At 72.4% G+C, this 24,994-nt stretch carries 24 protein-coding genes and 5 tRNA genes; 19 read left to right on the top strand and 10 right to left on the bottom strand.

What is annotated here, in order from left to right; genetic code table 11:
- Positions 1-47 precede the first annotated feature (47 nt).
- The 4 genes from ABD361_RS15590 to ABD361_RS15605 form a co-directional block, all read right to left on the bottom strand.
- Positions 48-659 (bottom strand): GTP-binding protein, encoded by a 612-nt coding sequence (locus tag ABD361_RS15590; RefSeq protein WP_344435874.1) that lies wholly within the window; start codon positions 657-659, stop codon positions 48-50.
- Positions 640-1,050 (bottom strand): DUF742 domain-containing protein, encoded by a 411-nt coding sequence (locus ABD361_RS15595; RefSeq protein WP_344435875.1) that lies wholly within the window; start codon positions 1,048-1,050, stop codon positions 640-642. Before ABD361_RS15595 ends, ABD361_RS15590 begins: the two co-directional genes overlap by 20 nt.
- 103 nt (positions 1,051-1,153) lie before the next feature.
- Positions 1,154-1,567: a roadblock/LC7 domain-containing protein gene (locus ABD361_RS15600; RefSeq protein WP_344435999.1), complete on the bottom strand. Its 414-nt coding sequence runs from the start codon at positions 1,565-1,567 to the stop codon at positions 1,154-1,156.
- Between the two features lie 9 nt (positions 1,568-1,576).
- On the bottom strand, positions 1,577-5,203 hold the full coding sequence (locus ABD361_RS15605) for a sensor histidine kinase (RefSeq protein ID WP_344435876.1): 3,627 nt from the start codon (positions 5,201-5,203) through the stop codon (positions 1,577-1,579).
- Positions 5,204-5,704: 501 nt separating this feature from the next.
- On the opposite strand from ABD361_RS15605, the gene ABD361_RS15610 reads away from it, so the two are divergent.
- From ABD361_RS15610 to ABD361_RS15645, 8 genes are all read left to right on the top strand, one after another.
- Positions 5,705-5,911, top strand: coding sequence for a hypothetical protein (locus ABD361_RS15610; protein ID WP_344435877.1), 207 nt, complete (start codon positions 5,705-5,707; stop codon positions 5,909-5,911).
- A 115-nt stretch (positions 5,912-6,026) separates the two neighbouring features.
- Positions 6,027-6,809, top strand: coding sequence for a fumarylacetoacetate hydrolase family protein (locus tag ABD361_RS15615; protein ID WP_344435878.1), 783 nt, complete (start codon positions 6,027-6,029; stop codon positions 6,807-6,809).
- Positions 6,802-8,277 carry a glutamate--tRNA ligase gene (gene gltX, locus ABD361_RS15620; protein WP_344435879.1) on the top strand — a complete coding sequence of 492 codons (1,476 nt, stop codon included), beginning with the start codon at positions 6,802-6,804 and terminating at the stop codon, positions 8,275-8,277. The genes ABD361_RS15615 and gltX overlap by 8 nt, the downstream gene beginning before the upstream one ends.
- Before the next feature lie 246 nt (positions 8,278-8,523).
- A tRNA-Gln gene (locus ABD361_RS15625) sits at positions 8,524-8,595 on the top strand.
- A 61-nt stretch (positions 8,596-8,656) separates the two neighbouring features.
- Positions 8,657-8,729: transfer RNA gene (locus tag ABD361_RS15630), tRNA-Glu, on the top strand.
- A 26-nt stretch (positions 8,730-8,755) separates the two neighbouring features.
- Positions 8,756-8,828: transfer RNA gene (locus ABD361_RS15635), tRNA-Glu, on the top strand.
- Between the two features lie 18 nt (positions 8,829-8,846).
- Positions 8,847-8,918 (top strand) — tRNA-Gln (locus tag ABD361_RS15640).
- Positions 8,919-8,957: 39 nt separating this feature from the next.
- Positions 8,958-9,030, top strand: a tRNA-Glu gene (locus ABD361_RS15645).
- A 116-nt stretch (positions 9,031-9,146) separates the two neighbouring features.
- On the opposite strand, the gene ndgR is transcribed toward ABD361_RS15645, so the two are convergent.
- Positions 9,147-9,875: an IclR family transcriptional regulator NdgR gene (gene ndgR / locus ABD361_RS15650; protein WP_344435880.1), complete on the bottom strand. Its 729-nt coding sequence runs from the start codon at positions 9,873-9,875 to the stop codon at positions 9,147-9,149.
- Between the two features lie 100 nt (positions 9,876-9,975).
- On the opposite strand from ndgR, the gene leuC reads away from it, so the two are divergent.
- From leuC to ABD361_RS15670, 4 genes are all read left to right on the top strand, one after another.
- Positions 9,976-11,400 (top strand): 3-isopropylmalate dehydratase large subunit, encoded by a 1,425-nt coding sequence (leuC, locus tag ABD361_RS15655; RefSeq protein ID WP_344435881.1) that lies wholly within the window; start codon positions 9,976-9,978, stop codon positions 11,398-11,400.
- 2 nt (positions 11,401-11,402) lie between these two features.
- Positions 11,403-11,996: a 3-isopropylmalate dehydratase small subunit gene (leuD, locus tag ABD361_RS15660; protein WP_344435883.1), complete on the top strand. Its 594-nt coding sequence runs from the start codon at positions 11,403-11,405 to the stop codon at positions 11,994-11,996.
- Between the two features lie 181 nt (positions 11,997-12,177).
- On the top strand, positions 12,178-12,423 hold the full coding sequence (locus ABD361_RS15665; protein ID WP_344435884.1) for an SCO5555 family protein: 246 nt from the start codon (positions 12,178-12,180) through the stop codon (positions 12,421-12,423).
- A 123-nt stretch (positions 12,424-12,546) separates the two neighbouring features.
- Entirely contained in the window at positions 12,547-13,239 is a 693-nt protein-coding gene (locus tag ABD361_RS15670) for an HU family DNA-binding protein (protein ID WP_344435885.1), read from the top strand.
- 84 nt (positions 13,240-13,323) lie between these two features.
- Here the strand turns inward: ABD361_RS15670 and ABD361_RS15675 are convergent, their stop codons facing one another.
- Entirely contained in the window at positions 13,324-13,539 is a 216-nt protein-coding gene (locus tag ABD361_RS15675; RefSeq protein ID WP_344435886.1) for a hypothetical protein, read from the bottom strand.
- Positions 13,540-13,595: 56 nt separating this feature from the next.
- Positions 13,596-14,237, bottom strand: a complete 642-nt coding sequence (gene cofC / locus ABD361_RS15680; RefSeq protein ID WP_344436000.1) for a 2-phospho-L-lactate guanylyltransferase — start codon at positions 14,235-14,237, stop codon at positions 13,596-13,598.
- Positions 14,238-14,412: 175 nt separating this feature from the next.
- On the opposite strand from cofC, the gene ABD361_RS15685 reads away from it, so the two are divergent.
- From ABD361_RS15685 to ABD361_RS15695, 3 genes are read left to right on the top strand one after another with little or no spacing between them, the layout of a single operon-like run.
- Positions 14,413-15,174, top strand: coding sequence for a lysophospholipid acyltransferase family protein (locus ABD361_RS15685; RefSeq protein ID WP_344435887.1), 762 nt, complete (start codon positions 14,413-14,415; stop codon positions 15,172-15,174).
- Positions 15,171-16,172 carry an NAD(P)H-dependent glycerol-3-phosphate dehydrogenase gene (locus tag ABD361_RS15690; protein ID WP_344435888.1) on the top strand — a complete coding sequence of 334 codons (1,002 nt, stop codon included), beginning with the start codon at positions 15,171-15,173 and terminating at the stop codon, positions 16,170-16,172. Before ABD361_RS15685 ends, ABD361_RS15690 begins: the two co-directional genes overlap by 4 nt.
- 34 nt (positions 16,173-16,206) lie before the next feature.
- Entirely contained in the window at positions 16,207-17,355 is a 1,149-nt protein-coding gene (locus ABD361_RS15695) for a D-alanine--D-alanine ligase family protein (RefSeq protein ID WP_344435889.1), read from the top strand.
- 18 nt (positions 17,356-17,373) lie between these two features.
- Here the strand turns inward: ABD361_RS15695 and ABD361_RS15700 are convergent, their stop codons facing one another.
- Positions 17,374-17,883: a DUF3515 domain-containing protein gene (locus tag ABD361_RS15700; protein ID WP_344435890.1), complete on the bottom strand. Its 510-nt coding sequence runs from the start codon at positions 17,881-17,883 to the stop codon at positions 17,374-17,376.
- Positions 17,884-17,903: 20 nt separating this feature from the next.
- Positions 17,904-18,137: an Lrp/AsnC ligand binding domain-containing protein gene (locus ABD361_RS15705; RefSeq protein WP_190063090.1), complete on the bottom strand. Its 234-nt coding sequence runs from the start codon at positions 18,135-18,137 to the stop codon at positions 17,904-17,906.
- Positions 18,138-18,283: 146 nt separating this feature from the next.
- Between ABD361_RS15705 and ABD361_RS15710 the strand changes: the two genes are divergently transcribed.
- Positions 18,284-19,258: a thiamine-phosphate kinase gene (locus ABD361_RS15710; protein ID WP_344435892.1), complete on the top strand. Its 975-nt coding sequence runs from the start codon at positions 18,284-18,286 to the stop codon at positions 19,256-19,258.
- 9 nt (positions 19,259-19,267) lie between these two features.
- Positions 19,268-20,053, top strand: coding sequence for a bifunctional hydroxymethylpyrimidine kinase/phosphomethylpyrimidine kinase (thiD, locus tag ABD361_RS15715; protein WP_344435893.1), 786 nt, complete (start codon positions 19,268-19,270; stop codon positions 20,051-20,053).
- A 248-nt stretch (positions 20,054-20,301) separates the two neighbouring features.
- Here the strand turns inward: thiD and rpmB are convergent, their stop codons facing one another.
- On the bottom strand, positions 20,302-20,487 hold the full coding sequence (gene rpmB / locus ABD361_RS15720; RefSeq protein WP_003957616.1) for a 50S ribosomal protein L28: 186 nt from the start codon (positions 20,485-20,487) through the stop codon (positions 20,302-20,304).
- 241 nt (positions 20,488-20,728) lie between these two features.
- Between rpmB and ABD361_RS15725 the strand changes: the two genes are divergently transcribed.
- Together ABD361_RS15725 and recG are read left to right on the top strand one after the other, a co-directional pair.
- Positions 20,729-22,411 (top strand): DAK2 domain-containing protein, encoded by a 1,683-nt coding sequence (locus ABD361_RS15725; RefSeq protein ID WP_344435894.1) that lies wholly within the window; start codon positions 20,729-20,731, stop codon positions 22,409-22,411.
- Positions 22,412-22,469: 58 nt separating this feature from the next.
- A complete protein-coding gene (gene recG / locus ABD361_RS15730; protein WP_344435895.1) occupies positions 22,470-24,683 on the top strand; it encodes an ATP-dependent DNA helicase RecG in 2,214 nt (737 codons plus the stop codon).
- Positions 24,684-24,994 lie beyond the last annotated feature (311 nt).

The following is a 24,994-nucleotide window of genomic DNA, read 5'->3' on the forward strand; positions in this document are numbered from 1 at the left end:
GTCAATCCCACAACTTACGCCCCGTCATAACTCGCCACGTTGGGTACCTATTTCAGCCGCGCCATCAGCGCGTGCTCGACGAGCGTGATGAGAGCGCTCTTCGCTTCGTGACGGTGCCGCGCGTCGGTGGTGATGATCGGCGCGTCGGGGCCGATCTGCAGCGCCTCGCGGACCTCCTCCGGAGCGTAGGGCTGCTGTCCGTCGAAGCCGTTGAGGGCGATGACGAAGGGCAGGCCGCTGTTCTCGAAGTAGTCGACCGCGGGGAAGCAGTCGGCGAGGCGGCGGGTGTCGACCAGGACGACGGCGCCGATGGCGCCGCGGACCAGGTCGTCCCACATGAACCAGAAGCGGTCCTGGCCGGGGGTGCCGAACAGGTACAGGATCAGGTCGTCGTCGAGCGTGATACGACCGAAATCCATCGCCACGGTCGTGGTCTTCTTGTCCTGGACGTGGCTCAGGTCGTCGATGCCGGCGGAGGCCGACGTCATCACGGCCTCCGTGCGCAGCGGGCTGATCTCCGAGACCGCGCCCACGAACGTGGTCTTGCCGACGCCGAAGCCACCGGCCACCACGATCTTCGCGGACGTGGTGGAGCGGCTCGGGCCGCCGCTGGAGCTTCCGTAACCGGAGCTTCCGAAGTTAGAGCTTCCGAAGTCCACTGAGCACCCTTTCGAGCAGTGTCACATCCGGCGTACCGCCGGCCTCGGTGCCGCCGCCCGGCTGGTGGATCGCCACCATGCCGGCCTCCGCCAGGTCCGCGACGAGAATGCGGGCCACGCCGAGGGGCATGTTCAGCAGCGCGGAGACCTCCGCGACCGACTTCACCTCCTGGCACAGCTGGCAGATCCGCTGGTGCTCGGGGAGCAGCCCGCCGAGGTGGGCCGGGTCGGCCGTGGAGCTGACCAGGGCCTCGATGGCGAGCTGGTAGCGCGGCCGGGTGCGGCCCCCCGTCATGGCATAGGGGCGGACCAGCGGCTGGTCGCCTTCATCTTCCCCGTACGACGCATGCGGGGAAGCGCCGTACGGGCCGGGCGAGACGGGCGGGGTCATGAATCCTCCGGACGGGACTGCAGGATGGCAATAATGCCGTCGAGCGGGGGCCGGTGGGGGGTTTTCGGCCGTACGGTCGGACGGAATATGCGGTGGGAGCGGGTCAGTTCAGCAAGCTGCCCTGGAGTTCGGCGCGCAGGTCGGGCGTCAGCACGGTGCCCGCGCGGTCGACCAGCAGGGCCATCTCGTAGCCCACGAGGCCGATGTCGCACTCCGGGTGCGCCAGCACCGCGAGGGACGAACCGTCGGAGACGGACATGATGAACAGGAAGCCGCGCTCCATCTCGACGACGGTCTGGGTGACCGCGCCCCCCTCGAAGATGCGCGAGGCGCCCGCCGTCAGCGAGGTCAGGCCGGAGGCCACCGCCGCCAGCTGGTCGGCGCGGTCCCGCGGGAACCCTTCGGACATCGCCAGAAGGAGTCCGTCGGCGGAGACCACCACCGTGTGGGACACACCGGGGGTGTTGTCCACGAAGTTGGTGATCAACCAGTTCAGATTCTGCGCCGCCTGGCTCATCGGACTCAACTAACGCTCCTGCTGGTAAGTGGGGCCAACATTGTGGCTGCCGGTGGACGGACCGTTGCCGGCCTGACGTCCTTGCTGGATGCCCCGGCGGAGATTGGTCAGCCGGCCGCGTACGTCGTCGGGCGCACGCGAGACCTGCGGACCGGTCGGAAGGGACTGCGTCTGGGTGGTCTGGGCGGTGCCCTCGACGAGGTTGGCCCGCGGCACGCGCCGCGGCAACCCGGACGAGGTGATGCCGCCCGCCGCCGGCTCGCGGACCTGCTCGGCCCGGCGCCAGCGCTCGTCGTTGGGGGACTCCCGCCACTCGGCACGGTCGCGGGCCTCGTCCTGCGGCGCCTGACGCTCCGCGGCGGCGGCCGGTGCCGGACGCTCGGAGTCGGCGGGCTGCTGCGGCACCTGGCCCTCGCCGGCGGCGCCGCGGAACCAGTTGGACTCCAGCTCCTCGAACAGCGGCGTGCCCGCGCCCTCGCCGGCGGCGGGCAGCTCGAACTGCCCGGTACCGGAGGAGTGCTCGGCGGCCGGCTGCGGGAACTGCCCCGTGGTGGCGGCGTCCCGGTCGTGGCCCGGCACGGGGAACTGCCCCGTGGTCGCCGAGACCTGCGGGAACTGCCCGGTGCCGGTCAGCGGGTCGTCCTGGGCGGGGACGGGGAACTGCCCCGTACCCGAGGAGTGCTCGCCGGCCCGGTCCGGGCGCTCGAACTGCCCGGTGCCCGACATGCCCTGACCGTGGCCCTGGCCCTGGCCCGGCACCGGGAACTGGCCCGTACCGGAGGACTGCTCGGCCCCCGGCTGCGGGAACTGACCCGTGCCGGACATGTCCTCGCCCCGGGCCGGCAGCGCGAACTGGCCCGTGGTGCCCGCGGACGCGAGGTCCGCCGGCTTCGGCGTGCCGTCGGTGACCGGCGGGAACTGCGCCGTGTCGCCCGGACCGCCGCCCGGCTGCGCACCGGCGCCGTTGCCCGGCGCCGGGAATTGGCCCGTGGTGTGGCGCTGCTCGTCCGCGGCGGGAACCGGCGGGAACTGCGCGGTGTCGCCCGGACCGCCGCCCGGCTGGGCACCAGCGCCCGGCTGCGGGAAGCCGCCCGTCTGCTCGGTGTTCTCGTGGCCGCGCGGCGCCTCCTGGCCCGCGCGCGGCGCACCGTCGGAGGCCAGCGGCCAGTCGTCGGCCGGGCGCTGGCGGCCCTTGCTCTTGCGGCCCGGACCACCGGCCGGCGGCATCGCCGCGGGACCGGCCTGGCCGGCGGGCCCGCCGGGGGCCCCGGCACCGCGCGGGGGCAGCGCGGCACGGCCGTCGCCACCGGGGGCGGCGTTGCCGCCGCGCGGGGCGGTGTCGAAGAGGCTGCCGGCGGCGGCGCCGGCACCGCGGCCGCCGGCGCGGCGCGGCGCGGCGCCCTCGGGCGCACCGGGACGCCCGCCGGCCTGCGGCCCGGCCGGGCGCGGGCCGCCCGTCACCTGGCGGCGCTGCGGACCGGCACCGGCGGCCGGCGCACCGGGACCACCGGGGCCCGCCTGGCCGGCTTGACCGCCGGGGGCCGGCTTCTTGTGGCCCTGGGCGACGTCGACCGGCAGCATGACGAGCGCGGTCGTACCGCCGGAGTCCGACGGGCGCAGCTGGATGCGGATGCCGTGTCGCAGGGACAGGCGGCCGACCACGAACAGGCCCATGCGGCGGGAGACGGAGACGTCCACGGTGGGCGGCGAGGCGAGCCGCTCGTTGATCGCTGCGAGGTCCTCGGGCGACAGACCGATGCCGGTGTCGTGGATCTCGACCAGCACGCGGCCGTCGGGCAGCGCGTGACCGGTGACCTTGACCTTGGTCTGCGGGGAGGAGAACGAGGTGGCGTTCTCCAGCAGCTCGGCGAGGAGGTGGACGAGGTCGTTGACGACGCGGCCGGCGACCTCGGTCGGCGGCACGCCGGACAGCTCGATGCGCTCGTACTGCTCCACCTCGGACGCGGCGGCGCGCAGGACGTCGACGAGGGGGACCGGGCGGGTCCACCGGCGACCGGGCTCCTCACCCGCGAGGACGAGGAGGTTTTCGCCGTTACGGCGCATGCGGGTGGCGAGGTGGTCGAGCTTGAACAGCGAGGACAGCTGGTCCGGGTCGGCCTCACGGCTCTCGAGCTCGGAGATCAGGGACAGCTGACGCTGGATGAGGCCCTGGCTCCGGCGCGAGAGGTTGGTGAACATCGCGTTGACGTTGCCACGCAGCAGGGCCTGCTCGGCGGCGAGGCGGACGGCCTCCTGGTGCACGTGGTCGAAGGCCGCGGCCACCTTGCCGATCTCGTCCCGGCTGTGCACGCCGACGGACTCCACGGAGGTGTCGACGTCCTGCGGGTCGGACTCGGAGAGCTGCTTGACGAGCTCGGGCAGACGGTCGTTGGCGACCCGCTGGGCGGTGTCCTGCAGACGGTGCAGCGAGCGCACCATGGAGCGGGCCACGACGAAGGCGCCGACGAGCGAGATGCCGAGGACGAGGACGATGAGGGCACCGTTGAGGATGGCGTCCTGCTGGGCCTCGTCGCGCAGCTCCTGGGCCTTCTGGTCCATCTGCGACAGCAGGGTCTGCTCGATCTTGGCCATCTCTTCGAGCTTGACGCTGTCCTGGTCGTACCAGTCGCGGTAACTGGTCTTCTCGCCCTTGAACGCGTCGGTGTTGCCGAAGGCCCGCTCGGCGAAGGTGTTCGCCGCGGTGACGTTGGTGTCACCGCCGTTGAGGGCCTTGAGCAGGTCGGCGGAGTCGCCGGCCCGGATGGCGGTGAAGCGGCGCAGGGCCTCTTCCTCGGCGTCCAGGGCGGCCTTGCCGTACTGGTGGTCGTTGGCCGACAGGCTCGCGCCCTTGGGGTTGGCGAGCGCGGCGGAGATCACCGCACGCTGGATGGAGGCGTACTCCTTGGCGGCGGAGAACGTCGCCAGCGCGCGGGTCGAGGTGATCATGTCGCTGTTGCTGGTGGCCTGGGCCATGTCCTGGGACAGCGACAGCAGCGCGTTGATCAGTCCGTCGTAGTTGTTGACCGTCTGGGAGATGTACTGCTCGTCGGTGTACGCGCTCTCCCGGACCGCCTTGATCTTGTCGAGCTGCTTGGTGATGTCGACGAGGGTGGTCTGGACGCCGACCATCGTCGGGTCGTTGGCCTTGACCTTCTTCGTCGTCTCACGGAAGGCGTCGATGGCGCGGTCGGTCTTCTGCCGCGGGGCGACCACGGAGTCGTCGCCCTTGTTCTTCTGGACGATCGGACCGGCCGACTTGTCCCGCTCCTCCTGCAGGGCGTCGGCGAGCTGGGTCGCCTTGCCCGTCATCTCGGTGAGGAGCTTCATGTGGTCGAGCTGGTCGACGTTGGTCAGCGACTCGTTGATGCGCAGCGCACCCAGGGTCGTCGCGGCGACGACGGGGAGGGCGAGCAGCGAGACGAGACGGGTACTGATTCGCCAGTTGCGCAGGGCTATTCGTGAGCCCGGGCCGCTGGGGCCGGGCTTGCCGGCCTTCTCACCCTTCTCCTTGGGCCGCTGGGCGGCCTCGCCGCCGTTCGGCGCCTCCGGCGCGCCGGCGGGCGTGCCGCGGTCGGTTGCACCGCGCGGCTCCGGCTCCGCCGCAGCGCTGCCATCCCTCTTGAAACGTCCCTGCACTAGCGTCGCAACCTCTGGACCAGGCGTCCCCCCGGATGAGCGGAGGGACGGTGTCGAGTCGTGGGGGGACCGCGGTGCCCCCCTGGCGGTCCCGGGAATTCCAGCACAGTGCCGGATCTCCCAACAAGGCCGGTGGCGGCCGTGGACGCGACGGTCACCGCGCGTGAGGGCCTACGTGACGCAGCGTAGAAGATCTGGTCCTTAATGTCGGACTTGTAGTCATCGGTCGTGTGGGCCGGGGTGTCGCCCCGGGCGTGTCCCAGTCGCCATGATCAGGAGCGGAACGTCAGATTCAGTCCTGCAATGTCCGTTTCGTCGTAGCCCGGCGGCCGCCCGGTATGCCGCATTTTTCGGTCCAGTCGTGAGCAAACTCACAGGAAAGCCGGGACTCGTCCGCCCCGCCGCTGGGGATAGACGCGCCTAGCCTGGTTCCTTTGCACGGGCGCAGGAAACGCCCGGTGAAAGCACCGACAAGCCCCCGATCCCCACGCGAGGACCGACGTGAACACCGCCCCCACGGCCACCCCCACCCGGAAGATCGCCAACCCCCGCCGCACCACGCTCGCGCACCTGAAGGACGCCGAGTCGCTGCGCATCGCCGACGAGCTGCGCCCGCAGCACGCCCAGCAGCTGCCCACGGCCACCGCCAACCCCCGGCGCACCGTCCTGATGACCGCGCCCGCGTCCCAGGCGCCCGCCGCGGAGTAACGAGGCGCTTTCGAGAACGGCGGCGCACGGGCCGGCAGGACCCCCCGCGATAGCCTGGGGTGTCCGACCTCCGGCCGATCACCCGGCCACACACGACAAGGGGAAAACGCCTCCCGTGCGCATCGCCAGGTTCTCCATCGAGGGAAACGTCGCCTTCGGCGTCGTGGAAGGGGACGAGTCGACCGAGAACGGTCCCGTCCTCGACATCATCAAGGGACACCCCTTCGCGGAATTCGAGCGCTCGGGCCAGCGGATTCCGCTGAGCAAGGTCCGCCTGCTGCCGCCCGTCCTTCCCAACAAGGTCGTGGCCATCGGCCGCAACTACGCCGAGCACGCCGCGGAACTCGGCAACGAGGTGCCGGAGGTTCCGGTCGCCTTCTTCAAGCCGTCGACCGCGGTCGCCGGCCCCGGCGACCCCATCGTCTACCCCTCCTTCTCCAGCGAGCTCCACCACGAGGCCGAGCTCGCCGTCGTCATCGGCCGCATGTGCCGCGAGGTCCCGCGCGAGCGCGTCAAGGACGTGATCCTCGGCTACACCTGCGCCAACGACGTCACCGCACGCGACGTCCAGCAGCGCGAGAAGCAGTGGGCCCGGGCCAAGGGCTTCGACACCTCCTGCCCGCTCGGCCCCTGGATCGAGACCGAGCTGGACCCCGCCGACGTGGCGATCTCCTGCACCGTCAACGGCGAGCTGCGCCAGCAGGGCCGCACCGGCGCCATGCTGCGCTCCGTCGAGGACCTGATCGTCCACATCACCGAGGCGATGACGCTGCTGCCCGGCGACGTCGTCCTGACCGGCACCCCGGCCGGGGTCGGACCCCTGAACGTCGGCGACGAGGTCGCCGTCACCATCGAAGGCATCGGCACTCTCACCAACAAGGTGATCAAGCGTGGCTAACGCGAACGTCCGCGTACGTTTCTGTCCCTCGCCGACCGGCAACCCGCACGTGGGTCTGGTCCGCACCGCCCTGTTCAACTGGGCGTTCGCCCGCCACCACGGCGGCACCCTGGTCTTCCGCATCGAGGACACCGACGCGGCGCGCGACTCGGAGGAGTCGTACGAGCAGCTGCTCGACGCCATGCGCTGGCTGGGCCTCGACTGGGACGAGGGCCCCGAGGTGGGCGGCCCCCACGCGCCGTACCGCCAGTCGCAGCGCATGGACCTCTACAAGGACGTCGCCGCCAAGCTCCTGCAGGCCGGCCACGCCTACCACTGCTACTGCACCGCCGAGGAGCTCGACGAGCGCCGCGAGGCCGCCCGCGCCGCCGGCCGCCCCTCCGGCTACGACGGCACGTGCCGCGACCTGAGCGCCGAGCAGAAGGCCGCCTACGAGCGCGAGGGCCGCGAGCCCATCGTCCGCTTCCGGATGCCCGACGAGCCGATCACCTTCACCGACCTGGTGCGCGGCGAGCTGACCTTCACCCCGGAGAACGTGCCGGACTACGGCATCGTCCGGGCCAACGGCGCCCCGCTGTACACGCTGGTCAACCCGGTCGACGACGCGCTGATGGAGATCACGCACGTGCTGCGCGGCGAGGACCTGCTCTCCTCCACCCCGCGGCAGATCGCCCTGTACAAGGCCCTCGCCGAGATCGGCGTCGGCAACGGCACCACGCCGGCCTTCGGCCACCTGCCGTACGTCATGGGCGAGGGCAACAAGAAGCTCTCCAAGCGCGACCCGCAGTCCTCCCTGAACCTCTACCGGGAGCGCGGCTTCCTGCGCGAGGGCCTGCTGAACTACCTCTCGCTCCTGGGCTGGTCCCTGTCGGCCGACAAGGACATCTTCACGGTCGAGGAGATGGTCGCCGCCTTCGACATCGAGGACGTCAACGCCAACCCGGCCCGCTTCGACCTCAAGAAGGCCGAGGCCATCAACGCCGACCACATCCGGCGCCTGGACCCGAAGGCCTTCGCCGAGGCCTGCGAGCCGTGGCTGCGCGCCCCGCACGCCCCCTGGGCCCCGGAGAAGTTCGACCAGGCCGCCTGGGAGGCGATCGCCCCGCACGCCCAGACCCGGCTGACGGTGCTCTCCGACATCACCGCCAACGTCGACTTCCTCTTCCTCGACGAGCCGGTCGACGACGAGGCCTCCTGGCAGAAGGCCATGAAGGAGGGCTCCGCCGACCTGCTGCGCACCGCCCGCACCAAGCTCGCCGAGGCGGACTGGAACGCCGACGCCCTCAAGGCCGCCGTCGTCTCCGCCGGCGAGGAGCACGGCCTGAAGCTCGGCAAGGCCCAGGCCCCCGTCCGCGTGGCCGTCACGGGCCGCACGGTGGGCCTGCCGCTGTTCGAGTCCCTGGAGGTCCTCGGCCGCGACCGCACCCTGACGCGCGTGGACGCCGCCCTGGCGCGCCTGGGCGCCTGACGGCCCCTCCCAGCCCGTACGAGGGCCCGGCAGCCTCCCCGTGGGGCCGCCGGGCCCTCGTCGTTCACGGCCCGTCCACCGGCCCGTCCACCGGCCCGTTCACGGGCTCCACACGGTCCTGGCTTATCGATTTTGGTCACCGGTCCACCTTCGGGTAATGTTCTTCCTGCGCCGCCCGAGAGGGCCGAGAGGCCGGAGCGGAGGGCGCAAGCCGGACAAGACCCCTTGCGGGGGGTGGAGTTACGGTGGGGTATGGTGTAATTGGCAGCACGAGTGATTCTGGTTCACTTAGTCTAGGTTCGAGTCCTGGTACCCCAGCAAGAGAAAATCGCTTCGAATTCTCTTGATAAACTCTCTCTCGAAGCAAAACGCAGTGCGAGCCCCCGTTGTGTAGCGGCCTAGCACGCCGCCCTCTCAAGGCGGTAGCGCCGGTTCGAATCCGGTCGGGGGTACTGGTTCCCGCAAGGGAATCGCTAGGGCCCCCGTTGTGTAGCGGCCTAGCACGCCGCCCTCTCAAGGCGGTAGCGCCGGTTCGAATCCGGTCGGGGGTACTGGTTAAAAAACCACCATGGGCTATGGTGTAATTGGCAGCACGAGTGATTCTGGTTCATTTAGTCTAGGTTCGAGTCCTGGTAGCCCAGCGCAGATTGCTTTCGAGTCTGCAGACAAAAGAAAAGCAAGCCCCCGTTGTGTAGCGGCCTAGCACGCCGCCCTCTCAAGGCGGTAGCGCCGGTTCGAATCCGGTCGGGGGTACGTAAAAGGAAAATGCCCCTCGCGAAAGCGGGGGGCATTTTTCGTGCGTGCGGCGCCGACGGAAAAGGCCGGGGCCCGGGGCGCGCGCCCCGGACCCCCTGCGTGTCCACCCCGCTTCACCCCGCGCGGCGCAGGGCCTCCGTGAGGCGGACCGCGGCGTCCAGCACCGCCTGGGCGTGCATGCGGCCCGGGTGGCGCGTCAGGCGCTCGATGGGGCCGGAGACCGACACGGCGGCCACCACGCGGTTGGAGGGGCCGCGCACGGGCGCGGAGACCGAGGCCACGCCCGGCTCGCGCTCACCGATCGACTGGGCCCACCCCCGCCGCCGTACGCCGGAGAGGGCCGTCGCCGTGAAACGGGCGCCCTGCAGCCCGCGGTGCAGCCGCTCCGGCTCCTCCCAGGCCATGAGCACCTGGGCCGCGGAACCGGCCTTCATCGGCAGCGTCGAGCCCACCGGCACCGTGTCCCGCAGGCCGGACAGCCGCTCGGCCGCCGCCACACAGATGCGCATGTCGCCCTGCCGGCGGTAGAGCTGCGCGCTCTCGCCCGTCACGTCGCGCAGGTGCGTCAGGACCGGCCCGGCGGTCGCCAGCAGCCTGTCCTCGCCGGCCGCCGCCGCGAGCTCGCCGAGCCGCGGGCCGAGGATGAACCGGCCCTGCATGTCCCGCGCCACCATCCGGTGGTGCTCCAGCGCGACCGCGAGCCGGTGCGCCGTGGGGCGCGCGAGCCCGGTCGCCGTGACCAGCCCGGCGAGCGTCGCCGGACCGGACTCCAGAGCGCTCAGTACCAGAGCCGCCTTGTCGAGAACGCCCACACCGCTTGAGGCGCCACTAGAGTTGTCCATGCAACGATACTTCCGTCTCACTCTGTGAAACGCAAGTTCAATTTTCCCGGAGAAGCGCCAACCTGGAACGAACAGCACCCACCACACAGGACGGACAGCGATGGGACGGACACTCGCGGAGAAGGTCTGGGACGAGCACGTCGTCCGGCGCGCCGAGGGCGAGCCCGACCTCCTCTTCATCGACCTGCACCTGCTCCACGAGGTCACGAGCCCGCAGGCCTTCGACGGCCTGCGCAAGGCCGGCCGCAAGGTCCGCCGGCTCGACCTGACCATCGCCACCGAGGACCACAACACCCCCACCCTCGACATCGACAAGCCCGTCGCGGACCCCGTCTCGCGCACCCAGCTGGAGACCCTGCGCCGCAACTGCGCCGAGTTCGGCGTGCGGCTGCACCCCCTGGGCGACGTCGAGCAGGGCGTTGTCCACGTAGTGGGACCGCAGCTGGGACTGACCCAGCCCGGCACGACGGTGGTCTGCGGCGACAGCCACACCTCCACCCACGGCGCCTTCGGCGCGCTCGCGTTCGGCATCGGCACCAGCCAGGTCGAGCACGTCCTGGCCACCCAGACCCTGCCGCTCGCGCCCTTCAAGACGATGGCGGTCACCGTCGAGGGCGAGCTGCCCGAGGGCGTCACCGCCAAGGACCTGATCCTCGCCGTCATCGCCCGCATCGGCACCGGCGGGGGCCAGGGCCACGTCATCGAGTACCGCGGCCCGGCCATCGAGAAGCTCTCGATGGAGGCCCGGATGACGGTGTGCAACATGTCCATCGAGGCGGGTGCCCGGGCCGGCATGATCGCCCCCGACGAGACCACCTTCGCCTACCTCAAGGACCGCCCGCACGCCCCCCGGGGCGCCGACTGGGACGCCGCGGTGGCCCACTGGCGGACCCTGCGCACCGACGACGACGCGGTCTTCGACAAGGAGGTCGTCATCGACGCCTCCGCGCTGTCGCCGTTCGTCACCTGGGGCACCAACCCCGGCCAGGGAGCACCCCTGTCCGCGGCCGTGCCCGACCCGGCCTCCTTCGCCGACCCCTCCGAGCGGTCCGCCGCCGAAAGCGCGCTCGCATACATGGGACTGACACCAGGTCAGCCGCTGCGCGAGATCGGCGTCGACACCGTCTTCGTGGGCTCGTGCACCAACGGCCGCATCGAGGACCTGCGCGCCGCCGCCGCGGTGCTCCAGGGCCGCACGGTGGCCGAGGGCGTACGGATGCTGGTGGTGCCCGGCTCCGTCCGGGTGGCCCTGCAGGCGGTCGAGGAGGGGCTGGACAAGGTGTTCACCGCGGCCGGCGCCGAATGGCGGCACGCGGGCTGCTCGATGTGCCTGGGCATGAACCCCGACCAACTCGCCCCCGGCGAGCGCAGCGCGTCGACCTCCAACCGCAACTTCGAGGGCAGGCAGGGCAAGGGCGGCCGCACCCACCTGGTCTCCCCGCAGGTCGCCGCCGCCACGGCCGTGGCCGGCCGCCTCTCCTCGCCCGCCGACCTCGCCGACGCCTCGACCCCCTCGGGAGCCTGACCATGGAAGCCTTCACCACGCACACCGGCCGGGCCGTGCCGCTGCGCCGCAGCAACGTCGACACCGACCAGATCATCCCCGCGCACTGGCTGAAGAAGGTCACCCGCGACGGCTTCGAGGACGGCCTCTTCGAGGCCTGGCGCAAGGACCCGCAGTTCGTCCTGAACCGCCCCGAGCGCGCCGGCGCCACCGTGCTGCTCGCCGGCCCGGACTTCGGCACCGGCTCCTCCCGCGAGCACGCGGTGTGGGCGCTGCAGAACTACGGCTTCAAGGCCGTCGTCTCCTCCCGCTTCGCCGACATCTTCCGCGGCAACTCGCTGAAGAACGGTCTGCTGACCGTCGTGCTGCCGCAGGAGACCGTCGAGGCCCTGTGGGAGCTGACCGAATCCGACCCCTCGGTCGAGGTGACCGTCGACCTGGTGACCCGCCAGGTGCGGGCCGCCGGCATCACGGCCGGATTCGAGCTTGACGACAACGCCCGCTGGCGGCTCCTGGAGGGGCTCGACGACATCGCGCTGACCCTGCGCCACGAGGCCGACATCGCCGCCTTCGAGCAGGGCCGGCCCGCGTACAAGCCGGTCACGACGCCGTTCTGACGAGTCGATTCGGGCTCGTTTGGCCCAGTGTCGACCGGCTCCTCCACCCCCGCCGCGGCCCCGGATTTTCGCTGCTCACCCTGGGTTTGGCATGATGCGCCCCCTGTCTTCGGACAGGGGGCGCGGTGCGTTGTTGAGGGCCCGTGAAGCGACAACTCGCCTCAGATGGCACAATCGGTGCATGGAACGCGACAGCCAACTCGGGCTTTACCGGCTCGTCGCCGCCCAACTGAAGGAAGCGCACACAAGAGTGCGCACACTGCAAGTCCCGGAGGGCGTACGGATGGCGCTGTCCCGGCAGCTGCTGGCCATCACGGCCTCGGCGAAGCACGATCTCCAAGGCGCGGCAAGGCGTCTGGACCGGCTGATGAACGACCTTGACGAGGGCCGTTTCCCCCAAGACCCCGGCATGCACGGAACTCCGTGATGCGCCGGGTTCGTTGCGGCACAAGGGTGATTAGACCGTTTCGTGTTTGATTTGCGGTATATATCTGCCTAACGTGCGAAAAAGCTGGAGCACATTCCAGCCAATGTCTCCGAAGGGGAAGACGTGAACAAGGCGCAGCTCGTTGAAGCGATTGCCGACAAGCTCGGCGGCCGTCAGCAGGCCGCGGATGCGGTCGACGCGGTCCTGGATGCGGTCGTCCGTGCGGTGTGTGCCGGTGACCGGGTCTCGGTGACCGGCTTCGGCTCGTTCGAGAAGGTCGACCGCCCGGCCCGTTACGCCCGCAACCCGCAGACGGGCGAGCGTGTGCGGGTCAAGAAGACCTCGGTGCCGCGCTTCCGCGCGGGCCAGGGCTTCAAGGACCTGGTGAGCGGTACCAAGAAGCTCCCGAAGGCCGGCGAGGTCTCCGTCAAGAAGGCGCCCAAGGGCAGCCTCACCGGTGGCAAGGCCACCACCAAGGCCGCGGCCAAGAAGGCCACGACCAAGAAGGCCGCCGCGGCGAAGAAGACGACGACGGCGAAGAAGGCCGCCCCGACGAAGGCCGCAGCCGCGAAGAAGACCACGGCGAAGAAGGCACCCGCCGCCAAGAAGACGACGACGGCGAAGAAGGCCACCCCGGCCACCAAGGCCGCCGCCAAGAAGACGACGACGGCGAAGAAGGCCACGCCGGCGAAGAAGACCGCCACGGCGAAGAAGGCGACGACGGCGAAGAAGACCGCGCCCGCCAAGAAGGCCGCCACCCGCACCACCACCGCGCGCAAGGCCACCGCGAAGAAGACCACCGCCCGCAAGAAGTAGGGCGAAGGCCGCACCGCACAGCGTCAACGCGCCGGGCCGGGCTCCCCTGGGGAGCCCGGCCCGCGGTGTGTGCAGGGGAAGGTCTCAGAACGTCTGCAGGGTCACCAGGATCACCCGGCGCTCGGCCACCGGCCCGCCGGCCGGCTCCGCGAACTCGATCCGCACCCGCTGCCCGGGCCGCAGCAGCCGCAGGCCCCCCGCGTCGAACGCCGCCGCGTCGAAGGACACGGGCGTGCCGTCGTCCAGGAGGACGCTCCCGGAACGGGTCGAAGGATCGAAGGTGTACGCGGTGGCCTGCATGAGTGCAGCCTAGGCCCTGACGGGCGGATCTCCATTCACGCGCCACCACGGCGCCCCTACGGGGCGCCCGGCAATGACAAGCGCCCCGCCAGGGCGGCCGTGCGCGGCCCCACGCCCAGCGCCAGAGCTGCCCGCAGGTCCGCCTCCGTGTCCACGTCCCGGCGCACCGAATCCACGCCCGTCAGGGCGATCTCCCGGGCCCCCGACGCCGCGTGCCGGGCGCGGGAGCGGCCCTCGAACGCGGGAGCCAATTCCATTCCGGGGGCGGCCGCGAGCAGCGTCGTACCGATTCCCGCCGAATCCGCGAGAAATGCGCGCGGGAATTCGGCGGCGGAATCGAGCACAAGGCCGAGTTCGTGCGGGCGCAGCGCCGGCAGATCGGCGTTCAAGGTGGCCACCCCCGCCCGCCGGCACCGGGCCCGCACCAGGTGCGCCCCGTGCGCGAGGGCGGCGTTCAGTCCGCCGCCCGCCGGTTCCGGCAGCACCCGGGCGCCCAGCGCGCAGAGCTCCGTGCCGGCCCGGGCGTCCGCCGTGACGACCACCACATCCCGTACCGACGCGCAGGCCAGCGCGGCCGCCACGGTGTCCTGGGCGAAGGCCAGTGCCAGCGCGGGCGCCGGCAGCGCGCCCGTGCCCGCCGCCAGCCGGCTCTTGGCCACGGCCAGGGGCTTCACCGGCACCACCAGCGTCCAGCCCACCTGCGTCCCCTCCGTCGTCGGCACGGGGGTCATTGTGCAACGCCGCCGCCGGCCCGGGCGGGGCGCGGGGTTACGGTGTTCTCGACAGACCGGGTACCTGGGGCGACACTTGTCCGGCCCCCGGGTGAGCGAGAGCGCCCGAGCAGCTTCCAGGTCCCGACAGAAGGGTGTCCGAGTGTCCCGCCACAGAATCGGCTTCTGGTACCGCTTTGCCGCGGTGTTGGCCAAACCGCCGCTCGTGGTTCTCTTCAAGCGGGACTGGCGGGGAATGGAGCACATTCCGGCCGACGGCGGATTCATCACCGCCGTCAACCACAACTCGTACCTCGACCCGCTGTCGTACGCCCATTACCAGTACAACACCGGGCGCGTCCCGCGCTTCCTGGCCAAGGCGGGCCTGTTCAAGGGCAGCTTCGTCGGCGCCGTGCTGCGCGGCACCGGGCAGATCCCCGTCTACCGGGAGAGCGCGGACGCCGCCAACGCCTTCCGCGCCGCCGTGGACGCCATCAACCGGGGCGAGTGCGTGGCCTTCTACCCCGAGGGCACCCTCACCCGCGACCCGGACATGTGGCCCATGGAGGGCAAGACGGGCGCCGCCCGCGTGGCGCTGCTCACCCGCGCCCCCGTGATCCCCGTCGCCCAGTGGGGCGCCAACGAGGCCATGCCGCCCTACGCCAAGGAGAAGAAGCTGCGGCTCTTCCCCCGCAAGACCCTCAAGGTGCTGGCCGGCCCGCCCGTCGACCTGTCCGCCTACTACGACCGCGAGCCCACCGCCGAGGTGCTGCGCGAGGTGACCGCCGTCATCATGAAGGCCATCACCGACCTCCTCGCCGAACTGCGCGGCGAACCGGCCCCTGCCGAGCCCTACAACCCCAAGAAGGCCCGCGCCGCCGCCCGCACCCGGCAGGCGACGACGGCCGAGGAGGACAGCAAGTGACGCGCTGCGCCGTCTACGGCACCGGCTCCTGGGGCACCGCCTTCGCCATGGTGCTGGCCGACGCCGGCTGCGAGGTCACCATGTGGGGCCGCCGCGCCGGGCTCGTCGAGGCCATCAACACCGGCCGCACCAACCCCGACTACCTCCCCGGCGTCGAACTGCCGGCGGCCGTACGGGCCACCACCGACCCCGCCGAGGCCGCCCGGGACGCCGACTTCACCGTCCTCGCCGTGCCCTCGCAGACCCTGCGCGGCAACCTCGCGCAGTGGGCGCCCCTGCTGGCCCCCGACACCGTCCTGGTCTCCCTGATGAAGGGCATCGAACTGGGCACGGCCAAGCGGATGAGCGAGGTCGTCGAGGAGGTCGCCAAGGTCTCCGCGGACCGCGTCGCCGTCCTGACCGGCCCCAACCTCGCCCGCGAGATCGCCGCCCGGCAGCCCGCCGCCGCCGTCGTCGCCTGCCGCGACGAGGAGGCCGCCAAGCGCCTGCAGACCGCCTGCCACACTGCGTACTTCCGCCCCTACACCAACACCGACGTCGTCGGCTGCGAGCTCGGCGGCGCCGTGAAGAACGTCATCGCCCTGGCCGTCGGCATCGCCGACGGCATGGGCCTGGGCGACAACGCCAAGGCCTCCCTGATCACCCGGGGCCTGGCCGAGACCACCCGCCTGGGCCTGGCTATGGGCGCCGACGCGCACACCTTCGCCGGCCTGGCCGGCATGGGCGACCTGGTCGCCACCTGCTCCTCGCCGCTCTCCCGCAACCACACCTTCGGCACCAACCTCGGCCGCGGCATGACCCTCGAAGAGACCATCGCCGTCACCAAGCAGACCGCCGAGGGCGTCAAGTCCTGCGAATCCGTGCTCGATCTGGCCCGGCGTCACCATGTCGACATGCCGATCACGGAGACCGTCGTGGGCATCGTCCACGAGGGCAAGCCGCCCATGGTCGCCCTCAAGGAGCTCATGGCGCGCAGCGCCAAGCCCGAGCGCCACTGACCCACCCGACGCCACCAGGTACTCTCAACCCGATATGAGCAGCGAGACCTCCCCCCAGAGCACCGCCCGGAAGCCGCGCGTCGCGGTCGTCTTCGGCGGTCGCAGTTCCGAGCACGCCATCTCCGTGGTCACCGCCGGCGCCGTGCTGCGCGCCATCGACCGCAGCAAGTACGACGTGCTGCCGATCGGCATCACCACCGAGGGGCGTTGGGCGCTCGCCGCCGACGAGCCCGAGCGGATGGCCATCACCGAGCGGAGCCTGCCCAGCGTCGAGCAGCTGGCCGAGTCGGCCGAGGGCGGCGTCCTGCTGCCCGTCGACCCCGCCAACCGCGAAGTCGTCCTCGCCGAGCCGGGCGCCGTCCCCAAGGCGCTCGGCGAGGTCGACGTCGTCTTCCCGGTGCTGCACGGCCCCTACGGCGAGGACGGCACCCTGCAGGGCATGCTCGACCTCGCCGGCATCCCCTACGTGGGCTCCGGCGTCCTGGCCTCCGCCGTCGGCCAGGACAAGGAGTACATGAAGCGCGTCTTCACCTCCTTCGGCCTGGCCGTCGGCCCGTACGTGGTGATCCGCCCGCGCGAATGGGAGAACGACCCGTCCGCCGCCCGCAAGAAGATCGTCGACTTCGCGGGCGAGCACGGCTGGCCGCTGTTCGTGAAGCCGGCCCGCGCCGGCTCCTCCATGGGCATCACCAAGGTCGACGACCTCGCCGGCCTGGACGAGGCGATCGAGGAGGCCCGCCGCCACGACCCGAAGATCCTCGTCGAGTCGCTGCTGCGCGGCCGCGAGATCGAGTGCGGCGTGCTGGAGTTCGAGGACGGCCCGCGCGCCAGCGTGCCCGCCGAGATCCCGCCGGTCTCCGCGCACGACTTCTACGACTTCGAGGCCAAGTACATCGACTCGGCCCCCGGCATCGTCCCCGCCCCGCTCACCGAGGAGCAGACCCGCGAGGTCCAGGAGCTCGCCGTGCGCGCCTTCGAGGCCGCGTCCTGCGAGGGCCTGGTGCGCGCCGACTTCTTCCTCACCGAGGACGGCGAGTTCGTGATCAACGAGATCAACACCATGCCGGGCTTCACGCCCATCTCCATGTACCCGCGGATGTGGCAGGTGACCGGGCTGACCTACGCCGAGCTGGTCGACCGCCTCCTGGAGGCCGCCCTGCGCCGGCCGACCGGCCTGCGCTAGCCGCCGGCCGGGGAGGGCTCAGGAGATGATCCCCTCGGGGATCGTCCTGCGGACGGCGCCGGAGAGATCGGTCAGCGCACTGATGTCACCGGCGTCGCCCACCACCTTCCTCGGCAGGGTCACCTCGACCCAGGCGCTCCGGCGCACGGTGGTGCAGCGGACGCTGCCGTCGGACTGCCGCTCGGGCAGCCAGCCCACGTCGTCCACGTCCACCGAGTCCGCGTCGGGCCGCCGCTTGAGCAGCTCCGGCTTGGGCACCCCGCACCGCAGCGTGATGCGCACGCCGTCGCCCCAGGCGGCCGTGAGGTCCGAGGCCGGATCGGTGGCGCGCCGCTTCAGCCCGTCCACGGTCGCCGGCAGCTGCGCGTGCAGCGCCCGGCACAGCGCCGCCTCGGCCGCGGGCGGCGTCGGCACCGCGGGCCCGGCCTGACCGCCGGGCCCCGAGCAGGCCGTGACCGCGCAGGCCGCGGCGGCGAGCAGCAGGGCGAGCACGGGCAGGCCGGAAGGCCGGTGGAGTGCAGACTTCACCGGCCCGAGCATACGGGGAGCTAGATGTGGACCACCGGGCAGGTCAGCGTGCGGGTGATGCCCTCCACCTTCTGCACCTTGGCCACCACCATCCGGCCGAGCTCGTCAACGGTGTCCGCCTGGGCCCGCACGATCACGTCGTACGGCCCGGTGACGTCCTCGGCCTGGATCACTCCCTCGATCTTTCCGATGACTTCGGCCACGGTCGACGCCTTGCCGACCTCGGTCTGGATCAGGATGTACGCCTGTACCACGGAACCTCCAGGGCGGCTACGAGGATCATGTGGGGAGAAGAGACGCCACGGTACCGCGTCGCCCGCCGCGGCGGGGAGACCCGCGCGGCCTGCGCGGCGCGGAACACGTCACGGACGCAGCAACCGACACTCCGAGGAGGAGCTCAGTGAAAGGCACCGTGGGCGAGCTGGGGGAGTTCGGGCTCATCAGAGAGCTGACCTCCCGGCTCACCACCACCCCGGCGGTCCGTCTGGGACCGGGCGACGACGCCGCGGTGGTCGCAGCGCCCGACCGCCGGGTTGTGGCCAGTACGGACGTGCTCCTGGAGGGGCGGCACTTCCGTCGCGACTGGTCCACCGCCTACGACGTCGGCCGTAAAGCCACCGCGCAGAACCTCGCCGACATCGCGGCCATGGGCGCGGTGCCCACCGCCGTCCTGCTCGGCCTCGTCGTGCCCGCCGAGCTCCCCGCCACCTGGCCCACCGAGCTCATGGACGGCATCCGCGACGAGTGCCAGGTCGCCGGCGCCGCCGTGGTCGGCGGCGACGTCGTGCGCGGCGAGACCATCACCGTGGCCATCACCGCCCTCGGCGACCTGCGCAACCAGGAGCCCGTCACCCGCTCCGGCGCCCGCGCCGGCGACGTCGTCGCCGTCACCGGCTGGCTCGGCTGGTCCGCGGCCGGCCTCGCCGTGCTCTCCCGCGGCTTCCGCTCCCCGCGCGCCTTCGTCGAGGCCCACCGCCGGCCCGAACCGCCGTACCACGCCGGCCCCGCCGCGGCCGCCCTCGGCGCCACCGCCATGACCGACGTCAGCGACGGCCTCATCGCCGACCTCGGGCACATCGCCGAGGCCAGCAAGGTCCGCATCGACCTGCGCACGGCCGCCATCGACGTACCCACCCAGATGTCCGACATCGGCCAGGCCGTCGGCGTCGACCCCCTGCAGTGGGTGCTCACCGGGGGAGAGGACCACGCCATCGTCGCCACCTTCCCGCCGGACGTGAAACTGCCGGCCCGCTGGAAGGTCATCGGCGAGGTCGTCAGCCCCTCCGCCCTGCCCCAGGTCACCGTCGACGGCGCCCCCTGGGACAAGGCGGGTGGCTGGGACCACTTCGGCGACGGCCTGGAGCCCGGCGAGTAGATTCACCCCGTGTCCCTCCCTCCTCGCGTCCTGACCGTCGCCGGATCCGACTCCGGCGGCGGTGCGGGCATCCAGGCCGACCTCAAGACGATGCTCGCCCTCGGGGTGCACGGCATGAGCGTGATCACCGCCGTCACCGCCCAGAACTCGCTCGGCGTCCAGGGCGCCTGGCCCCTGCCGGCCCACGTCGTGCGGGCCCAGTTCCGCAGCGTCGTCGACGACATCGGCGTCCAGGCGGTCAAGACCGGCATGCTCGCCTCGGCCGAGCTCGTGGAGGAGGTCGCCGGGCTGCTCGCCGGCCTCTCCGTGCCGGTCGTCGTCGACCCCGTGGGCATCTCCAAGCACGGCGACGCCCTGCTGGCGGCCTCCGCACTCGACGCCGTCCGCACGAAACTCCTGCCGGTGGCCACGGTCGCCACCCCCAACCTCGACGAGGTCGCCTGGCTGACGGGCGTGCGGGTGCGCTCGGAGGCCGACCTGCGGCCGGCGGCCGAGGCGGTGCTGGCGTACGGGCCGCGGTGGGTGCTCGTCAAGGGCGGACACCTCGACGGCGACGCGGTCGACCTCCTGACGGACGGCACCACCGAACACCGGCTGCGCGCCCCCCGCCACGACAACCGCCATACGCACGGCACGGGCTGCACGCTGGCGTCGGCGATCGCGTCCGGCCTGGCCCACGGACAGCCGGTGCCGCAGGCGGTGGCCTCCGCCAAGACCTACGTCACGGGCGCGATAGCGGCCGGCTACCCCCTGGGCTCGGGCATCGGCCCGGTGCACCACGGGTGGAACCTCTAGCCAGGGCTGTCCGGCGGATCGTGCAGTGCCCCGTCAGGGGCGCGGGGAACTGCGCGACAAGCCACGACGCGCCCGCAGTCGAAGTGCTGGGCTTCGCCCGGGCCCACGGGATGGTGCGTCGACTGCGCGCCGTCGGTGGCTGATCGCGCAGTTCCCCGCGCCCCTGACGGGGTGCATCGCATGCAAAAAGCCGGCCCCCGCAGGGACCGGCTTTCAAGGTACGGCGAGGCTGCCGCGCTACTAGCTAGTTAGCGCGAGACCTTGCCGGCCTTGATGCACGAGGTGCAGACGTTGAGGCGCTTCGGCGTCCGACCGACCACGGCACGCACACGCTGGATGTTGGGGTTCCAGCGACGGGACGTACGGCGGTGCGAGTGGGAGATGTTGTTGCCGAAGCCCGGCCCCTTGCCGCAGACGTCGCAGTTGGCAGCCACGGGTCACTCCAAAGACTTCAGATGCACTTACGGGAAATCCCGGCGTGCCGGGTCGAAGGTGACTGGCTTGCCAGGGGAAAGCCTGATTCTCATCAGGCAACCGGAGCAGCATACAACGGCCGCTCCTGGACAACGAAACTACCATGACCGGCCCCGGGGCCGCCTGCCCCGCCCCTCGCAGCGGCCCACCGGTCTACTCTGCTCCCGCATCGATCGAGCCCACCTACGAGGAGGACCCCACGTGCCGCAAGCGCTGGAGGCCACGGCGGTACGCACCTGGTGCGCCCTGGCGCTGGACGCGCTGGGCCGGGCCCGCGAGGAGATCGACGCGATCAACGTCTATCCCGTGGCGGACGGCGACACCGGCACGAACCTCTACCTGACCGTCGAGTCCGCCGCCCGCGCCGTGGACGCGGTCTTCGACGCCCACGCGACCACCGGCCCCGCTTCCCGCCCGGGCCTGGCGGAGGTCGTCCGGGCGATGGCGCACGGCGCCCTCATAGGCGCCCGCGGCAATTCCGGCACCATCCTGGCCCAGCTGCTGCGCGGCATGGCCGAGGTGCTGGCGGCCGCCGGTGACGAGGATCACCGCGGTGACGGGGCGGCGCTGCTGCGCCGCGCGCTGCGCCGCGCCGTGGACTCGGCGTACGAGGGCGTGGCCCGCCCCGTGGAGGGCACCGTGCTCACCGTGGCGGCCGCGGCGGCGGACGCCGCGGCCGTGACCGCCGGCGATGCCGCCGCGGTGGCGGGCGCGGCGTACGAGGGCGCCCGTACCGCGCTCGCGGCCACCCCCGGCCAGCTGGCGGCCCTCGCGGAGGCGGGCGTGGTCGACGCGGGCGGCAAGGGCCTGGTGGAGGTGCTCGGGGCGCTGTCCGCGGCGCTGACCGGCACCGCGGCGGCGCCTGACCGCGCGGCGCGGGCCGCGGTCCCGGCGGCGGCCGCCCACGGCTGGCTGGCCGAGGGCTGCCCCGCCGACCGGGGGCCCGGACCGCACGACGACGGCCCCACCGGCCCGGCCTTCGAAGTGATCTACCTCCTGGAGGCCGACGACGCGGCCGTCGCCCGGCTGCGCGCCCGCCTGGACGTGCTGGGGGAGTCCCTGGTGGTCGTGGGCGGCGACGGGCTGTGGAACGTCCACGTGCACGTCGACGACGCCGGTGCCGCCGTCGAGGCCGGCATCGAGGCCGGCCGCCCCTACCGCGTGCGCATCACGCACTTCGGCGCGGCCGCGCAGGAGCGCGCGGTCCATGCCGCCGAGCCCGTGCAGCGGGCGGTCGTCTCGGTCGTGCCCGGCGAGGGCCTGGCCGCCCTGTGCGCGCAGGCGGGGGCCACCGTCGTCGCCGTACGGCCGGGGGAGCCGCCGGCCAGTGGCGAGCTGGTGGAGGCGGTCCGCCGGGCCAACGCCCGCGAGGTGGTGCTGCTGCCCAACGACGCCGACCTGCGGCACGCCGCGGCCGCCGCGGCCGAGCAGGCCCGTACCGAGGGCGTACGGGTGGCCCTGATCCCCACCCGCTCCCCGGTGCAGGGGATCGCCGCGCTGGCCGTCCACGAGCCCGCCCGCCGCTTCGACGAGGACGTCGTCGCCATGACCTCCGCCGCCGGGGCCACCCGCCACGCCGAGCTGGTCGTCGCCGAGCGGCAGTCGTGGACGATGGCCGGGGTCTGCCAGGCCGGCGACGTGCTGGGCCTCATCGACGGAGACGTCGCCGTCATCGGCGGCGAGCTGGCCGCCACCGCCGAGACCGTCCTGGACCGCATGCTCGCCGCCGGCGGCGAGATGGTCACCCTGGTGCTGGGCGACGGCGTGCCCGACGCGGTCGCCGACCGGCTGCGCCGGCACGTGCGCCGCGGCCACCTCGCCGTCGACACGGTCGTCTACCACGGCGGCCAGCAGGCGGCCCCGCTGCTGATCGGCGTCGAATAGACCCGGCTCCGGGCCCGGCACGGCCCCGGCTGTCGGTGCCGTGGTGTGGAATGGACCCGTGCCCGCGCTGGAAGAACCCCTCAAGAAGACCCTCGGCGGCAGCACCGCGAAGGTGCTGGCCGAGCACCTCGACCTGCACACGGTCGGCGACCTGCTGCACCACTACCCGCGCCGCTACGCCGAGCGCGGGGAGCTCACGCGCCTGGCCGACCTGCCGCTCGACGAGCACGTCACCGTCGTCGCCCAGGTCAGCGACGCCCGCGTGCACAAGTTCAACGCCGGGCGCGGGCAGCGCCTGGAGGTCACGCTGACCGACGGCAGCGGGCGGCTGCAGCTGGTCTTCTTCGGCCGCTCGATCTACCACCACCAAAAGGAGCTCGTGCCCGGCCGGCGCGGGATGTTCGCCGGCAAGGTGGGCACCTTCCGCAACGTGCGCCAGCTGTCCCACCCGGCGTACGAGATGCTCGGCGAGGACAGCGGGGCGGGCGCCGTCGAGGCGTGGGCCAACCAGCTGATCCCGCTGTACCCGGCCTGCTCCCGCATGGAGTCCTGGAAGATCTCCAAGGCGGTCGACGCCGTCCTCGCCTCCATGGAGGCCGGCGGCTGGTCGCAGGTGCGCGACCCGCTGCCGGAGCGGCTGCGCGAGGGCCGCGGGCTGCTGCCGCTGCCGGAGGCCTTCCGCAAGGTCCACCGGCCGCGCACGAAGGCCGACATCGCCGACGCCCGCTCCCGCCTGAAGTGGGACGAGGCGTTCGTGCTGCAGGTGGCGCTGGCCCGCCGCCGGCACGCCGACTCCCAGCTGCCCGCCGTGCCCCGCAAGCCCGCCCCCGGCGGGCTCCTCGACGCGTTCGACGCGAAGCTGCCCTTCACCCTGACCGAGGGCCAGCGCACCGTCTCGGCCGAGATCTTCGACGACCTGGCCACCGAGCACCCCATGCACCGGCTGCTGCAGGGCGAAGTGGGTTCCGGCAAGACGATGGTGGCCCTGCGCGCGATGCTCGCCGTCGTCGACGCCGGGGGACAGGCGGCGATGCTCGCCCCCACCGAGGTGCTCGCCCAGCAGCACCACCGGTCCATCACCGAGATGATGGGCGACCTCGCCGAGGGCGGCATGCTCGGCGGCGCCGAGCAGGGCACCAAGGTGGTGCTGCTGACCGGCTCCATGGGCACGGCCGCCCGCCGTCAGGCGCTGCTCGACCTCGTCACGGGCGACGCGGGCATCGTGGTGGGCACGCACGCGCTGATCGAGGACAAGGTGCAGTTCCACGACCTCGGCCTGGTCGTGGTCGACGAGCAGCACCGCTTCGGCGTCGAGCAGCGCGACGCCCTGCGTTCCAAGGGCGCCCAGCCCCCGCACCTGCTGGTGATGACCGCCACGCCCATTCCGCGCACGGTCGCCATGACGGTCTTCGGCGACCTGGAGACCTCGGTGCTCGACCAGCTGCCCGCCGGCCGCTCGCCGATCGCCACGCACGTGGTCCCCGCCAAGGACAAGCCGCACTTCCTGGCCCGGGCCTGGGAGCGGGTGCGCGAGGAGGTGGCCGCGGGCCACCAGGCGTACGTGGTCTGCCCGCGCATCGGCGACGAGGAGGACGAGGGCGCCCGGGCCAAGGCCGCCGCCAAGGCGAAGGCCGAGGCGGAGGGGGACGGCGAGCGGCGGCCTCCGCTGGCGGTCGTGGAGGTGGCCGAGCAGCTGTCGGCCGGGCCGCTGGCCGGGCTGCGCGTGGAGGTGCTGCACGGGCGGATGCAGCCCGACGCCAAGGACGACGTGATGCGCCGCTTCGCCGCCGGCGAGGTCGACGTGCTCGTGGCCACCACCGTCATCGAGGTGGGTGTGAACGTGCCCAACGCCACCGCGATGGTGATCATGGATGCCGACCGGTTCGGCGTCTCCCAGCTCCACCAGCTGCGCGGCCGCGTCGGGCGCGGATCCGCGCCCGGGCTGTGCCTGCTGGTCAGCGAGGCCCACGAGGCGAGCCCGGCCCGGGCCCGGCTGGGCGCGGTCGCCGCGACGCTGGACGGCTTCGAGCTCTCCCGCATCGACCTCGAGCAGCGGCGCGAGGGCGACGTGCTGGGCCAGGCCCAGTCCGGCGTGCGCTCCTCGCTGCGCATGCTGGCCGTCATCGACGACGAGGAGATCATCGCCGCCGCCCGCGAGGAGGCCGCCGCGGTGGTCGCCGCCGACCCCGACCTCGCCGCCCTGCCCGACCTGCGCACCGCCCTGGACGCCCTGCTGGACCAGGAGCGCGCCGAGTACCTGGACAAGGGCTAGGGCTTGTCCGGCGGATCTTCGTCATGCGGCACCACGGCGCCCCGTAAGGGGCGCGGGGCAGTGTCGATCTGCGGCTGCCGCCGCGTGGGCGCGATCGGCCACCGACGGCCTGCAGCCGACAAGCCACCCGGGGGCCCGGGCACCGCACGGCACTCCGTCTGCGGGCGCGTTGTGGCTTGTCGCGCCCGCGCGGCGGAGCCGCAGATCGACACTGCCCCGCGCCCCTTCGGGGCGCTGCCGTGCGCCCGCGGCGCGGGGACGCCATACGCTGGGTCCGGCGACGGCCCGTGCCGGCGCCCGCATCCCGCACC

This window comes from Streptomyces luteosporeus (genome assembly GCF_039532865.1).
GTDB lineage: Bacteria > Actinomycetota > Actinomycetes > Streptomycetales > Streptomycetaceae > Streptomyces > Streptomyces luteosporeus.